This window comes from Segetibacter aerophilus, assembly GCF_007991655.1.
In the GTDB taxonomy this organism is placed as follows: Bacteria; Bacteroidota; Bacteroidia; order Chitinophagales; family Chitinophagaceae; genus Segetibacter; species Segetibacter aerophilus.
This window is the reverse complement of sequence record NZ_BJYT01000007.1, coordinates 249,151-263,394: the sequence shown is the minus strand read 5'-3', so window position 1 is coordinate 263,394 and position 14,244 is coordinate 249,151. Positions and strand designations below refer to the sequence as shown.

Here is a 14,244-nt window from a genome sequence, read left to right as displayed (position 1 = left end):
ATTTAGCATAAACACAGTTTCATATGACCCAGCTACATTTAGATGACATCCAGGGTTTGATAAAAAGAGGGTATGATGAAATGCCTTTTTCAAATATTCTTCTTTGCAAAATTGATGATGCAGGTAAATTTAAAATGTGGTTGGCGAACGTACTGCCAACAATAAGCAGGGGGGATGTAAAGGACAGAGAGCTCGAAGTTAATATTGCTTTTACCTATGAAGGATTCAAAGCACTTGGATTGCCGGCTATACTGAAAGTCCCTTTCTCGCGTGAATTTGAAGAAGGTATGAGCAACGAAAACAGGAGTCGCCTGTTAGGAGATTTTGACCCTAAAACAAAAAAATCTAAAGTAAACGGCTGGGAATGGAAAGATGGCGAATCGGAAAATACACTGCACATGATTTTGTTGATGTATGGTAAGGAAGAACATTTGGTTGAAAACTATTGTAGTGAACTTAATTTGTGCTTTTCTCAAAATGGGTTTAAAATAGTTAAAAGGCTACTGACTATTAAGCTCGACGAAAGACGGGAACATTTTGGATTTCGCGACGGCATCTCTCAACCATTCATCAATGAATTTTCCTCTAATAACAGCACGAAAAAACAATCTGACACCGAGAACAATACGGTTGCCTTAGGAGAATTCTTACTGGGTTACCCCAACCAGTATCAGAAGCTTACGCAAAGTCCGACTATAACAGATCCTAAGACAGGTCACGAATGGGATTTTGGAAAAAACGGCACCTACCTCGTAATGCGCCAGTTGGAACAGGACGTGAAAGAGTTTTGGCATTACATGGTAGACCAATCAAAAAGCCCGGACGGCTCTACAAATATGGAAGCAGCCATAACACTTGCTTCAAAAATTGTTGGTCGTTGGCCGGGAGGCGCTCCATTAACCTGTTCCCCTTATCATGATGACATGTCAATGGCAGAAAAAAACGATTTTTTATTTGAATTTGATAAAGAAGAAAATTTTGGTAAATGTCCGTTCGGTGCCCACATCGCCAGGGTTAATCCCCGCGATGCATTAGCTAAAAAGCCAAAAGACGCATTTAATGTTGCTTCTCATCATAGAATTTTAAGAAGAGGTCGCTCTTACGGAAGGCCTTTCATTACGAGTATGAAACCTGAAGAGCTTTTAAGTAAAGCAAATAACGAACAGGAAGAGCGCGGGCTTCATTTCATTTGTCTAAACGCCAACATTAGTCGTCAGTTTGAGTTTGTCCAGAGCACATGGATTAACAACAATAAATTCAGCGGCCTTTATAATGATGCTGATCAACTATCAGGCACTAACATCAGTGATTTTAACATTCAACAAAGACCTGTGACCAGGCATCTCAAAGATATACCCGCTTTTGTAAAAGTGAGGGGCGGAGGCTACTTCTTTATGCCGTCTCATTCGGCGTTGAAATTTCTATCTGAAAATTGAAGTAACACTAGTGTGGTTGTAGGGAGCATAATTGTCCTGTTTATGATCAGCAGCTTGTGTGTTCAAAGCTTTTTTTGCTCTGGTAGGATTAGCTAACTTGAATATGTACAGCAGCACTCTAATTGTACTATTTCTATGTGTATTCATACAAATCACTGCTTTCGGATAGTGACTTTCTGTAACGGTCAAACAGCTTCGACTTCGAAATAAAACCCATGAACCTGTTCTCAGCATTTAGTACAGGTAAATGCCAATTGTGTGTATTGTCGAACTTCATCATCACCTCAGTCATAGCATCCTTGTAGTAGATAATTTCCGGAGGCTGTTTTACAATTGATGCAATAGATGCGTCTACCTGAATATTTTCCTGCAGCACCAATTTCTTTATATCGTTTAGCTCCAATATCCCTACAAATAATCCATCATCATCGTGAACAGCAAAAACAGTTTTAGGACTTTCATTTAATATTTTAATCATTTCGCCTGCTGTGAGGTTGATAGAAATATTTAAGTAGGTATTGTCTATCATTTCTTCTAATAGAATTGTGCTCAGAATATTTTGCTCTTTTTTATGTGTAAAGATTTCTCCTTTTAAAGCAAGCTGCTTCGTTTCCATTGAATAAGGCTCGAAATGTTTAACTATTGTATACGAGATCGACGAAACAATCATTAATGGTATGAAAAGCTCATAGCCGTTTGTTATCTCTGCTATTAAAAATATAGCCGTTAACGGACAGTACATTACACCAGCTAACACACCCGCCATTGCCGCCAGGCTAAAGTTTCCTTCAGGTATTTGTACAAGTTTTGTACTATTTACTACACGTGAAAAAGAGAAGCCTAAAAATGAACCAACAAAAAGTGAAGGTGCAAAGTTGCCGCCGTTACCACCGGATCCGATGGTAATTGCAGCAGCCACAGGCTTCAATAAAACCACACTTACTGCAAAAATTAATAAGGTCCAGGTTTCTCCTGCATAGTCAAAGATTAAAGAGCGGCGGGTCGTTTGCGCAATTTCTCCTGTTGCAACCTGTTTTATACTTTCATAACCCTCACCAAATAGCGGCGGAAGTGTATAGCATAAGACGAGCAACATTAAACCGCCTGTCGCAGCTTTTACATAACTATTAGTTTTCCATTGATGTATTCTTTTCTCGCAACCTTTATAGCTTTTCGCATAGTACAGCGCTGTCATTCCACAAAGAACACCGAGGATTATATAAAATGGGACGAATTTGTAGTTGAACTTTTGAGTAAGAACAAAGTTAAAAAGCACACTTTCATCGAGAATGATCTTTGAGCATAGCGCACCAATAACAGCGGATATAATAAGGGGTATGAAATAACTCACTCCCGTTTCTACCATTAAAACTTCAATCGCAAATATTACTCCGGCGATTGGTGCATTAAATACTGCCGCAATACCCGCAGCAGCCCCGCAGGCAATCATTAAGGATCTATCTCGATAAGACAATACATTTATACGCGCAACATTAGAACCGATAGCAGAACCGGTAGCAACAATGGGGCTTTCTAAACCCACTGAGCCCCCTACACCTACTGTAATGGCACTGGTAAAAACATGCAGATAAGTATGGCTAAAAGGAATGAACGAGGACTTTTGTGCAATAGACCTCAGGACCATACCAATGCCTCTATTGAAAGCTCCATGGTAAAAACGGTTGGTTAAATACACTGTGAAGATTAAACCTATTGCAGGAAAAATCAGGTACGTTGGCGGCGCGGGTATTTGTTCAATCCAGCGTTGCAAGTAGTGAACAATCTTTTTCAGGAGAACCGCTACTAAACCGGAGATTAAACCTGTAAGTATTGCAACATAAATAACAAACTGCACTTTGTTTAACCTACTTCGGATTCGTTCTGCCAAAACCTGGTAAACAACTCTTAAAATCTTCATTGGAATATTCTACATTCTTTAAAGGATCACAACATTGCAAAGGTGGGCAAATCGGAGCAGTCTTGAATGGTTTGAGCATGAGGTATCACAGCTTACTTGGCTTACTTTATGACCCTTGGTTTAAAGATATTAATTACCCTCGTAATCTTTGAGGGAAAGAACTTTAAATAAAAAGCACCTAGAGTTTTACTTCTCTAAGTGCTTGATCTTAAGCTCCCCCTTCAGGACTTGAACCTGAGACCCTCTGATTAACAGTCAGATGCTCTAACCAACTGAGCTAAGGAGGAATTTTCCCTTTTCAATGGGTGAATTGGGGTTGCAAAAATAGGGTATAATGTATATCAGCAAAATTTTTTTTGGAAACATTTGCTTCGTTTTTAACTTCATTACAAGAGTGCTGTTACAAGTTGCTATGAGAGTTCTATTAATAGATGTAGGTTGAATTGTTTATGGTAACGCCTACCCCAAACGCAAGTTCGGTATTAACCGAATTTCCTTATTTAAAAATGCTTATCCAATTAGTTTCTTCAAACCCTACAAATATTCCAGCCTCCCGTTCTTCTATTGCATATACTTTTAAGTAATAGCCTTCTCCGCTTACGTTCCTTCCATTTGTGGGATTAAACTTATACCGATGGAGAGGACAAACGATATTACCGGTTGCGTCGATAAATCCGTCAGCGAGAACGCCACTCGCATGAGGGCATTTGTGCGCGTAGGCAAACACCTCATCCTTGATTATCGCCAAAGTTATCTTTCTGCCTCCTACTTCTGCAATAAGCATGTTGTTATCCTGCCACTGTAGTTCGTTTTTGTTATCAGCTACCTTAAACCACTTTACATTTTTTAAAGACATTAAAAGAAATATTCAGATTTGTAAGGATAACGGATCTGGTACATTTCCCTAACTTTATTCAAGATGGTTTGTCTCAAATCGTCAATATTCTTTCTTTCCAATGCGGAAACAAATACGCAGTTTCCGCGGGTAATGTTTTGCCATCTCTGTTTGAGGTCTTGCAAGATTTCCTGTTTCACATCATCTTCGAGCCACTCATCAAATGTTTGCTTTTCGTAGAGATCCATCTTGTTAAAAATGGTAAGAATAGGTTTTTCGAAAGCCTTCAAATCCTGTAGCGTTTTATTTACCACCCCTATTTGGTCCTCGTATTGTTGGTGGGAGATATCAACAACATGTAGCAATATATCTGCCTCCCTTACCTCATCTAAAGTACTTTTAAAACTTTCTACAAGATGATGAGGAAGCTTTCTAATGAAACCGACCGTATCACTCAGAAGGAAAGGCGTGTTCTCAAAAACTACTTTACGTGTGGTAGTGTCAAGTGTTGCAAATAATTTGTTCTCCGCAAAAACCTCGCTTTTACTCAAAAGGTTCATGATGGTGCTTTTGCCAACGTTGGTATAACCTACCAATGCAACGCGAATAAATTCTCCTCGATCTTTTCTTTGAGTAAATGACTGCTTGTCTATCTCTGCGAGTCTTTTGCGAAGAAGGCTTATTTTATCTTTTACAATACGGCGGTCAGTTTCAATTTCCGTTTCACCCGGGCCTCTTGAACCGATACCGCCTCCCTGTCTTTCAAGGTGACTCCACATACCGCGCAACCGCGGCAGGATATATTGATACTGCGCCAACTCAACCTGCACTTTTGCCTGGGCGGTTCGCGCACGACTCGCAAAAATGTCAAGAATGAGGTCACTGCGATCTATCACCTTTATTTCAAGCTCTTTTTGGATATTAGAGATTTGTGAACCTGTTAATTCATCATCAAAAATGGCAAGCTGAATTTCTTTTTCCCACACGTAATCTTTTATTTCCTCGAGCTTCCCTTTTCCCACAAAGGTTTTGCTATCAGGCCGGGGAAGCTTTTGATAAAAGGTTTTTACTGCAACAGCGCCAGCAGTTTCAGCAAGAAATGCTAATTCATTCAAATACTCTTTTACCTCTGCTTCGGACTGGTCTTTATTAACCAAGCCTACCAACACTGCTTTTTGCTCTTGCTCGATCTTATTACTCTTATCAATCAAAATGATATAATTTTCTTAAAGGTAAAAAAAAAGCCATCGGCATAGTACCGATGGCTGCCAAAAAAGGTGTTCCAAATTACAGGCCACTAAGTGCAATACCCAGTGAATAAGGTCTTATTCCCGTTGGTCCGGCAGCATCTTTTAAAAAAGATGTAATCTGGTAGGCTCCGTAGAGACTAAAGATGCCATACCCTATTCTAGCGGTAGCAGCTAATCGCGTAGTATTAAAAAATTTTTTACTGCTCTCCTTCTGTATGTAAGGGTTAACTGTATTTCCGTTTTTGTCTTGCAGCGTTTTTCCTTTTGTATATGCTGCTAACATGGTTCCTACCTTTACCCCTAATGCAACTTTGAAAGACGAGTTGCTGTTTTCAGGGTCTGAAGAATACCTCAGTTCAACAGGCGCTTCAAGGAAGACAGTTGTAAGCTTGAATTTTTTGAAATGATTTACTGAGTCTACTTTTCTAAACGGTAAAGCATTCGAAGTCGACTTAACATCTATATACCTGTTATGAAAAAACATGTTGCTGCTTCCGATACCCACGCCTAAGCCAACGCTCATTTTAGGATTAGTCTTAAATGGTTTATCAAGCATTATATAAGCATTGAAGAAACGTGAAAATCCGCTTGGCTTCGTACTGTCGTTTGTACCCGTCCAGTTATCGAAGCCATATTGAACCATAAAATGATCATTAGACCGATTGCTTAAGTCAATCTTCTTCCAGTTTCTTTTTGGGGTTTCAACAGGTACCGGTTGTACAGGCGCAACGATGTTACTATCGGTTTTGGAAGTTGTTTGAGAATAAACGTTTTGCAGGCAGATAATGCAAATAGCCGTAAAGAAAAATTTCTTCATAAGGGTTGTTCTATTGATAATGTTTTGGTGCACATGTATTTGTCATTCCGCACAGCACTTGTTAAAGCGTGGCAAAAATAACTGAATCGTTGACATTTAATTGGTTAAAATAAAGTCAAAAGAAATGGATGATGTTCGTCTTCTTTGAGTCTATTCTTGTTGTTGCAGAGCAATCTCTAGCTGTACCATTCTTATTAAAAACTTAGCATGGAAAATAATTCGGAAAGTAAAATTATATCTCTTATTTAGCGTTTAGTGTGCTTGGGGAGTATTTTTGGCCGGCCCGCCTTTACAAAAGCAATTATGAGTGACAATATTTTATTGAACAAAAGTGTGTTGGTAGCTGAAGACAATGCCATAAATCAAATGGTTGTAAAACATACGCTATTAAAATTAGGTGCAACCGCAGACATTGCAGGTGATGGTGCTGAGGCAATAGAGAAATTTAAGAAGAATAAATATGACCTGATACTAATGGATATACAGATGCCTCTCATGGACGGTTATGATGCAACAATGTATATCAGAAATCAACTTCAAAGCAGCGTTCCTATTATTGCTATGACGGCTTTTGGGCTGAATGGTGAAGATGAAAAGTGTTATGAATGTGGAATGAATAACTTTGTTGCAAAGCCTTTTACAATAGAAAACCTAAGTAACGTAATTCAAAAAGTTTTATCAGTGCCATCAGAAATAAGTTCCAATCCTCATATTCTTGTCAGTGAAAATATATCCGTTGATCTCACTATGTTGTATGATATATCAGGTGAAGATGAAGCGTACATTACCATAATGGTGCAAACCTTTCTGGAGAATATGCCCGTTACACTTAAAAAGATCGAGCAATGTTTGGCCGATGAGAATTGGGAAGGTCTATACCAGGCTGCGCACTATGCTAAATCAACACTATCGGTTATTAAAGTAAGCGAAATGTTTGATGCAGTATTGGCTATTGAAACAAGTGCAAAAAATAAAATAAACCTGGACTCACTACCAGCATTAGTTCAAAAAATAACAAGCTCTTTTTTGATTGCAGAAGCAGTTCTTGCAAAAAAATTCGTTTTAACTTGTAGTTGACTTTAACAACAGCTTGTTAAGCTTTTTGTTGTACTTAGTACTTTGCCACACAAATTACGGATCGGAACAATTAATACTTATATGAAAATTTTAGTAGCGGAAGATGAACCACTTATGTTGATGGCAATAGAAGCTAAACTAAGAAATGAGGGTTTTGAAGTCATAGGTACACAAGACGGTAGGCAAGCGCTAAAATCTCTTGAGACAATTGTTCCCGACCTTATTATAACTGATATATTGATGCCGTATACTTCAGGGCTGGAACTGATAAGTATTGTGAAGTCAAATGAAAATAAAAAAATACCCATTATTGTTTTATCGGGACTGGGTCAGGAAGATACAGTTATGGAAGCGTTTCAATTAGGAGCAGATGATTTTATCACCAAACCTTTTAACCCAACTGAACTAGCTGTAAGAGTAAAGCGGCTTTTAAAAATACCTCCAGGGCAAACGAAGAAGAGTAAATAGTGCTAAAGACTTTTTAAGCAACCCAAAAAGACTTCCATACAATAAAGGGAAGTCTTTTTAGTTTAATAGGGGGTAACCATTTCGAAGATAGTTACTTATCCAATTTCCAATCCTATATAAAAACCCTTTCTAATGAAAGTTCTTTTCGTTCAGGAGCACCCATTCCTGGCAACAGCCCTGCAATTGACTATGCAGTCAAAAGGTTTCGACCTTGTTGTTTCTGAAGATACCTCCCACGCCTTCTCTGTTATAAACCAGGTTAATCCCAATATTGTTATTACTGACATCAGCAATGGTGAAGGCTTCTCATATGTAGTGGAAGCAAAGAAAAAAAATGTACCCGTAATAGTTATTAGTGCAAACGGCAAGGAAACCGAACTTCAGCGTGCATTTGACAAAGGGGCTGATGACTACGTATCGCTACCCGTTTCGTTATCTGAGCTGGCGCTACGAATTAGTATTTTAACACGAACACAAGTCGCATAAACGGTTTTAAGAAAAGTTGCCTGAAAAGATGTAGACTAAGGGAGTGACACAACAACAGATGATTATTAACCTCCAGTTTGCTCCAAAAACTAATTCGATTTAAGAATGTTCATCAGGATTTTTTCTTCCTTAGTCAAGCCTGATTTGTCGTCATCCTCTTCAATCTTATCTAAATCTCTAAGGTATTTTTCTATGCTCTTGGTTTCGTACAAACCAATAATTAGCGGATGAACATAATATTTTTTGCAAACAGTTCGGGTATTACCTAATGCTTTCGACACCATATCCAAAGCTTGTACAATGTTGCGTTTTGTCTGAGTCTGCGTATCACTAAGTCCGAGTTCTTTAAACGCTAAAAGTGCCTGTACAGTACCGGACCAGGTTCGCAAATCTTTTGCTGTAAAATTACCATTCGTTAACCCTTTGATATAGTCATTCACCATCCCCGAGTCGATATCGCGCCTTTGGCCGTTTTCGTCGTAGTACTGAAACAATTCTTTACCCGGAATGTCCTGGCATTTCTTTACAATGCTCGCCAGCTTTTTACTTTTAATGTCAATGTCGTGATAAACGCCTTTTTTGCCTTTAAAAGAAAACTTAATGCTTGCTCCCTGAACCTTCACATGCTGGTCCTTCATTGTAGTAATTCCATAAGAACCGTTCGCCTTTTCGTACGTGCAATTTCCAACCCTGATGTTTGTTCTTTCCATAACACTTACCACCGTTGCAAGCACCTTCGGCAGGGGCAAACCCGGAAGTGACAAATCTTTCTCCATCTGTAACCTTAACGAAGGAATGACGGTGCCAAACTGGTACAAGCGATAGAACTTTGTATGATTTCTTAATGCATTCCAGGAAGCGTGATACTTGTATTGCTTACGGTTTTTAGTGTCTACTCCAGTTACCTGCAAGTGGCCGTTTTCCAAAGGACAAATCCAGACTTGCTCCCAGGCGGGAGGAATAACAAGATGCTTTATTCTTAGTAGCGTCTCATCGTCTGTTACCTTCTTTCCTTGATAATAATACTCAAACCCATTCTCCACTTTGACCCTGGAAATCCCTGGCTTCGTGTCGCTCATATAAACCAGGTTCACCGCTTCGGCGGTTTTTACCGGGTCTTTTAATAATGACCGCATTCTTCTTTTAGGAATTGAGGCAATCGGATCAGCAAGTACTGTTGCAGGCATAATTTATTTCTCCTGCATAAAAAGTTCGAAAAATCGTACCTAAGTACAAGTAGTTGAAGAATAAATGTTTAAAGAAAAAGCAACCAAATCTTTGTTTAAGATTTTGAGGAAGGGTCTCTACAAATACCTTTACCACTGCTTATGGAGGGACTGATTAGAACACGTTTTCTTCCTTTAACTGTAAATTTTCTCTACTGCGGCTTTGTACTTTTCTAAGACTACTTTTCTTTTAAGGCTCATTTTCGGAGTCATTTCGCCCGTTTCGATTCCCCATTCATTTGGCAGCAATTCAAACTTCTTGATCTGCTCAACGTGATTGAAATATTTATTGAAACTATCGACGAGGCCATTGAACAGTTCTATTACCCGGGGATCTTTAAGAGCTGCCTCATTAGTTGTGAAGGGAATATTGTTATCTCTCATCCATTCGCGAAGCATCGTAAATGACGGTACAATGAGGGCGCCAACAAATTTGTAGCCCGATCCCACCACCATTACTTGTTCTACGTACGAGCTTTCCTTCAGTTTGTTCTCAATGGGTTGAGGCGCAACATATTTACCACCGCTTGTTTTAAACAGTTCTTTCTTCCGGTCTGTAATTTTTAGAAATCTGTCAGAGTCCCAAACTCCAATATCGCCCGTGTGAAGCCAGCCATCTATTATCACCTCGTCAGTTAGGTCAGGCCGCTTGTAGTAGCCAACCATTACTGTCGGACCCTTCACTAGTATCTCCCCGTCTTCCGCAAGTTTTACTTCAATGCCTTTTATTGGCGGACCTACTGTTCCAAACTTTGTATCTGTCTTTGGAATTTTCCTGTTTACACTTATCACAGGGCTATTTTCGGTTGGGCCGTAACCTTCATACACACGTATTTGCGCTGCTGTAAATATCCTCAGCAGTTTAACCTGGCAGGCAGCACCACCTGTTACTACAAAAGAAATATTTCCACCAAGCGCTTCTCTCCACTTATTAAATATGAGCTTGTTTGCAAGAGCCAATTGGGTGTTGTACCAAACACCCCCGCCCGTATGGTTATCATATTTTTCTGCCAGGCCAACGGCCCAGAAAAAGAGCTTGCGCTTTATGCCTGTTAAGTCGTTGCCTTTCGACATGATCTTTTCAAAAACCTTCTCAAGCAACCGCGGGACAGTAGTAAACCCGTCAGGTTTTATTTCGCGTAAATTATCAGCAATGGTTTCTAAACTTTCTGCATAATAAATACTGATACCGCTAAACGTAAAAATGTATGTAGCCATTTTCTCAAAAATGTGATTCAATGGTAAAAAGCTTAAAACCTTCTGCTGGGGCGCATCTGGGAACGGAAAGCTTTCCCGGCTAAATTTTACATTGGTATAAATATTCTCGTGGCTAAGCATTACACCTTTTGGCGTGCCCGTGGTACCGGAGGTATAAATAATTGTAGCAACCTGCTTGGGTGAAATGGTTGTCTTTAGCTCATCAACCTTCTGTAAAAACGTAGGCTCATACTCGAGTACGCTTTTCCAGTTTTCAGCCCCAGCCACTTCGTCAAACGTATAAATGTTTTTTAGTGAAGGCACCTTTTCTGCTACAATCAAAATCTTTTCGAGCAGTTCTTTACTACTTACAAAAATCATTTTTATCGCTGCGTCTCTAAAAATAAATTCTAACTCAAGGGGATTTGTGGTGGGATAAACAGGCACGAGAATGGCGCCAATTTGCTGAACAGCAAGATCGGTAAAAATCCACTCCGGTCTGTTGCTACTAATGATAGCCACTTTGTCCGCCCCTTCCACTGTCATATCATTTCCGCTGATTCCTTTTTTCAAAAGGCCGGCACTTAGGGCATTTACGGTTTCCTGTACCTCTTTTGTACTATGCCGTTTCCAGGTACCGTTAACCTTTGCGGCGAACATGTCCTCTTTTGGAAATTTTGATAACTGGTAATCCAGGCAGTCAAACAGTCGTTTTAATTCCATATACAGTCGTTAGATTTTTCTTTTGGGCCGGGCCACATCACTGCTCCCTGCATTGTTGCGTCGCACACTTTTGCCTTGATGGCGAAGTCGGCAGTAAGCAATTTAAGACCTCTTTTCCTTACTCGCATCACTCATCTCTCTTATGGAAAGGCGCTTTTTCACTTGCATTTAATAGGAAGGTCGATCGAATGCCTCGCCGGATGCGGATGCTTTTTAGGAATTAAAATAAGCAATATTGGAACAATTAAAAAAAGGTATTTAAATGTTTCATACCTCCGAGCTGATGAGGTATGGATCTTCGATAACGCGGATTAAGTAGTTTGTATTTGTATGAGTGCATCGTGCTGCTTGTCGATTCTCATGTACAAGAGTGCGACGCAACGAAAGTTGGAAAAACGAACAATGCCCGTTAACTACTACAACAAAGAATTACATGGGATGGTACTGCTGACCTTCAGGAATTTTGAAAACTTTGCTTCTGATAAAGGCAAGAAAAGAGTTCAGCTCAGCCTGGTGAAACTGTTGCCACGTTTGATACGTTTTCAAATTCGCTGCAGGCCCGAACAGCCAGAAATTATATGCCTCAAACATACCTTCCTGCAGAAGCTGTCTTTGGTGCTCGAACAATTTAAAAGGAAATGTCGACGCATATTTATTATACCAGTCAAGTATAAATCTTGTTCTGATTACTGTAAGCGTTTCAGGCGTTACTCCATAAGCCACTTGTGCCTGCTGCATATTCAAAGTTTCAGCCACTGCAGATGGAAACAGGATGGTAGGTTTCTTCTTCTTTTTCGGGTCAGGATCTACGGGTGGCTTATAGCCAACGATAAAAAACTTTTTGTATTGATCAAGCAACAGGTTCTTCATCTCCGTGCTTCTGGCTGTAAAGCTCTCCATGTTTAAAAACATTTCTGCATACAGAATCGACCAAACGATATCACCTTTTTGAGAATACTGCCTGGACAAGAAAAAATAATTACTGCTATGGTTAGGGTCTACTTCTATACCTTTCTCCCATAACTTTTGTGCTCTCTCAGGTTCTTTGTTGGCAATCAAATCTCCGTACTCACTATACAATATCCCTTCATTTGGAAACTTTGTCAAGCCGGTTTTGTATAACTTTTCGGCCTCTTTGTCTTCAGCAACAGACTTGAAAGTGAGCCCAAGCATTTGAAAACTCTGTACATCGGCATCTGCTCTTGCAACAAGGGGTCGTCCGATTTCCATCGCCTTAGCAAAATCTCTTTTTACATAGTAAGCAAAAAGCAAGTCTTTGTTGATCTGCAAATTATTCGGCTGCATTTGCTGAGCCTTTGTTAGTACCAGGATAGCATTTTCATGGTCACCCTGCCGCAAAAAAGTTTGCGCAGTTTCATGAAGTTTGTCAATGTCCTGTTCTGATTGGGCATAAGTAAATGACGCAGTAAAAAGGAACAGTGCACACAGAATTTTTTTCATAAAATCTTCTTCTAAACAAAGAGAGACGAACTTTTGTCGCCTCCCATGAAATTTTTAATTTATCAGGTGGGTCAATAACCCGTCCCTTAACTTAGGTTCGAACCAGGTGCTTTTAGGCGGCATCACATTTCCACTATCCGCTATATCAAACAACTGTTGAATGCTTACAGGGTACAAACTAAAAGCTACAGCCGCTTCACCAGAGTCTACTTTTTGAACCAGCTCACCCAAACCTCTAATTCCCCCAATAAAATCTATTCTTTTGTCGGTACGCTGATCTTTAATACCTAAGATTTTATCGAGAATATTATTTGAAAGAATAGTTACATCTAATACTCCAATCGGATCGTTACTAAATGTTCCTTCCTTCGCAGTTAGAGAGTACCAGTTTTTATCTAAGTACAATCCAAACTGGTGGAGAGCAGAAGGTTTCACTTCATTTTCTCCGGTTTTCTCTATGTCAAAATCCACACCAACCTTCTGCAGAAACTCATTGGCAGACAGATTATTCAAATCCTTAACAACACGGTTATAGTCCATTATCTGCAACTGGCTTGCGGGAAAGAGAGTCGTTAAAAAATAATTTGCTTCATCACCTGCATTACCGTTAAGAGATGCCCGAACTTTTGCAGCAGAAGCGGCCCTATGGTGGCCGTCAGCTATGTATGTATTTGGCACTTCTTCTTCAAAAAGAGATGTAATGTGACTTATAGAAGCTGAATCGTTGATAACCCAAATTGAATGTTGGATGCCATCATCTGCTTTAAAGGTATACACTGCGTTCCGGTCTCTTTTCCATTGGTTTAAGAGGTTGTCGATAGCTTCAACGTTTCTGTAAGCAAGAAATACATTTCCTGTTTGTGCCCCAGTGGTTTTGATGTGATTAATCCTGTCTTCTTCTTTTTCGGGTCTTGTAAATTCATGCTTTTTAATGATATCACTTTCGTAATCGTCTATAGCACTTGCACAAACAAGACCTGTTTGACTACGTCCATTCATTATTAATTCGTAGATGTAGTAACAGGGTTTGCTTTCTCTGAAAAGTACATTTCGCTGAATGAAAGCCTGCAGATTTTGCTTTGCCTTTTCATATACTTCTTTGCTATGTATGTCTACACTTTCAGGAAGGTCTATTTCACTTTTGGTAATATGTAAGAATGAATAAGAGTTGCCTTGTGCTTCAACTTTTGCTTCCTTGCTGTTTAGGACGTCGTACGGTCGCGAGGCAACTTTAGGAGCCAGTTCTGCCGCGGGTCTAAGCGCTTTAAAGGGTAGAATTTTTGCCATTAATTAAAAAAATTATGAACGCAAGATAAGAAATGTTATGTGTTAGGTGTCTCCGGTTGCTTG

13 protein-coding genes and 1 tRNA gene are annotated in these 14,244 nt (G+C 39.6%); 4 read left to right on the top strand and 10 right to left on the bottom strand.

Features of this window, described 5'->3' with window-relative positions; translation table 11 throughout:
* Positions 1 to 23: 23 nt before the first annotated feature.
* Positions 24 to 1,436: a Dyp-type peroxidase gene (locus SAE01_RS11280; protein WP_147203861.1), complete on the top strand. Its 1,413-nt coding sequence runs from the start codon at positions 24 to 26 to the stop codon at positions 1,434 to 1,436.
* A gap of 133 nt (positions 1,437 to 1,569) precedes the next feature.
* Here the strand turns inward: SAE01_RS11280 and SAE01_RS11275 are convergent, their stop codons facing one another.
* The 5 genes from SAE01_RS11275 to SAE01_RS11255 all read right to left on the bottom strand — a co-directional run bounded on the left by SAE01_RS11275 (position 1,570) and on the right by SAE01_RS11255 (position 6,256).
* On the bottom strand, positions 1,570 to 3,354 hold the full coding sequence (locus SAE01_RS11275; RefSeq protein ID WP_147203860.1) for a chloride channel protein: 1,785 nt from the start codon (positions 3,352 to 3,354) through the stop codon (positions 1,570 to 1,572).
* Between the two features lie 213 nt (positions 3,355 to 3,567).
* Positions 3,568 to 3,641, bottom strand: a tRNA-Asn gene (locus tag SAE01_RS11270).
* 209 nt (positions 3,642 to 3,850) lie between these two features.
* Positions 3,851 to 4,210, bottom strand: coding sequence for a Rieske (2Fe-2S) protein (locus SAE01_RS11265; protein ID WP_147203859.1), 360 nt, complete (start codon positions 4,208 to 4,210; stop codon positions 3,851 to 3,853).
* Entirely contained in the window at positions 4,210 to 5,400 is a 1,191-nt protein-coding gene (gene hflX, locus SAE01_RS11260; protein ID WP_147203858.1) for a GTPase HflX, read from the bottom strand. The genes SAE01_RS11265 and hflX overlap by 1 nt, the downstream gene beginning before the upstream one ends.
* A gap of 76 nt (positions 5,401 to 5,476) precedes the next feature.
* On the bottom strand, positions 5,477 to 6,256 hold the full coding sequence (locus tag SAE01_RS11255) for an outer membrane beta-barrel protein (RefSeq protein WP_147203857.1): 780 nt from the start codon (positions 6,254 to 6,256) through the stop codon (positions 5,477 to 5,479).
* Positions 6,257 to 6,559: 303 nt separating this feature from the next.
* On the opposite strand from SAE01_RS11255, the gene SAE01_RS11250 reads away from it, so the two are divergent.
* The 3 genes from SAE01_RS11250 to SAE01_RS11240 all read left to right on the top strand — a co-directional run bounded on the left by SAE01_RS11250 (position 6,560) and on the right by SAE01_RS11240 (position 8,287).
* The gene (locus SAE01_RS11250; protein ID WP_147203856.1) at positions 6,560 to 7,333 is read left to right on the top strand and encodes a response regulator; all 774 of its coding nucleotides are present in this window, start codon (positions 6,560 to 6,562) and stop codon (positions 7,331 to 7,333) included.
* Positions 7,334 to 7,414: 81 nt separating this feature from the next.
* The gene (locus SAE01_RS11245) at positions 7,415 to 7,801 is read left to right on the top strand and encodes a response regulator (RefSeq protein WP_147203855.1); all 387 of its coding nucleotides are present in this window, start codon (positions 7,415 to 7,417) and stop codon (positions 7,799 to 7,801) included.
* A gap of 132 nt (positions 7,802 to 7,933) precedes the next feature.
* Complete coding sequence (locus SAE01_RS11240) at positions 7,934 to 8,287, top strand: response regulator transcription factor (protein ID WP_147203854.1); 354 nt, start codon at positions 7,934 to 7,936, stop codon at positions 8,285 to 8,287.
* A gap of 89 nt (positions 8,288 to 8,376) precedes the next feature.
* On the opposite strand, the gene SAE01_RS11235 is transcribed toward SAE01_RS11240, so the two are convergent.
* The 5 genes from SAE01_RS11235 to SAE01_RS11220 form a co-directional block, all read right to left on the bottom strand.
* Positions 8,377 to 9,474, bottom strand: a complete 1,098-nt coding sequence (locus SAE01_RS11235; RefSeq protein WP_147203853.1) for a DNA topoisomerase IB — start codon at positions 9,472 to 9,474, stop codon at positions 8,377 to 8,379.
* Positions 9,475 to 9,648: 174 nt separating this feature from the next.
* Positions 9,649 to 11,433, bottom strand: coding sequence for an AMP-dependent synthetase/ligase (locus tag SAE01_RS11230; protein ID WP_147203852.1), 1,785 nt, complete (start codon positions 11,431 to 11,433; stop codon positions 9,649 to 9,651).
* A complete protein-coding gene (locus tag SAE01_RS24480) occupies positions 11,424 to 11,564 on the bottom strand; it encodes a hypothetical protein (RefSeq protein ID WP_170234142.1) in 141 nt (46 codons plus the stop codon). Before SAE01_RS24480 ends, SAE01_RS11230 begins: the two co-directional genes overlap by 10 nt.
* A 298-nt stretch (positions 11,565 to 11,862) precedes the next feature.
* A complete protein-coding gene (locus tag SAE01_RS11225; protein ID WP_147203851.1) occupies positions 11,863 to 12,894 on the bottom strand; it encodes a tetratricopeptide repeat protein in 1,032 nt (343 codons plus the stop codon).
* Between the two features lie 54 nt (positions 12,895 to 12,948).
* Positions 12,949 to 14,181 carry a DUF1015 domain-containing protein gene (locus SAE01_RS11220; RefSeq protein WP_147203850.1) on the bottom strand — a complete coding sequence of 411 codons (1,233 nt, stop codon included), beginning with the start codon at positions 14,179 to 14,181 and terminating at the stop codon, positions 12,949 to 12,951.
* Positions 14,182 to 14,244 lie beyond the last annotated feature (63 nt).

Coding starts and splice junctions, on each gene's coding strand:
- SAE01_RS11250 (WP_147203856.1), top strand. CDS start 6,560: ATGAGTGACAATATTTTATTGAACAAAAGTGTGTTGGTAGCTGAAGAC.
- SAE01_RS11225 (WP_147203851.1), bottom strand. CDS start 12,894: ATGAAAAAAATTCTGTGTGCACTGTTCCTTTTTACTGCGTCATTTACT.
- SAE01_RS11275 (WP_147203860.1), bottom strand. CDS start 3,354: ATGAAGATTTTAAGAGTTGTTTACCAGGTTTTGGCAGAACGAATCCGA.
- SAE01_RS11230 (WP_147203852.1), bottom strand. CDS start 11,433: ATGGAATTAAAACGACTGTTTGACTGCCTGGATTACCAGTTATCAAAA.
- SAE01_RS11255 (WP_147203857.1), bottom strand. CDS start 6,256: ATGAAGAAATTTTTCTTTACGGCTATTTGCATTATCTGCCTGCAAAAC.
- SAE01_RS11240 (WP_147203854.1), top strand. CDS start 7,934: ATGAAAGTTCTTTTCGTTCAGGAGCACCCATTCCTGGCAACAGCCCTG.
- SAE01_RS11265 (WP_147203859.1), bottom strand. CDS start 4,210: ATGTCTTTAAAAAATGTAAAGTGGTTTAAGGTAGCTGATAACAAAAAC.
- SAE01_RS11280 (WP_147203861.1), top strand. CDS start 24: ATGACCCAGCTACATTTAGATGACATCCAGGGTTTGATAAAAAGAGGG.
- SAE01_RS11245 (WP_147203855.1), top strand. CDS start 7,415: ATGAAAATTTTAGTAGCGGAAGATGAACCACTTATGTTGATGGCAATA.
- SAE01_RS11235 (WP_147203853.1), bottom strand. CDS start 9,474: ATGCCTGCAACAGTACTTGCTGATCCGATTGCCTCAATTCCTAAAAGA.
- SAE01_RS11220 (WP_147203850.1), bottom strand. CDS start 14,181: ATGGCAAAAATTCTACCCTTTAAAGCGCTTAGACCCGCGGCAGAACTG.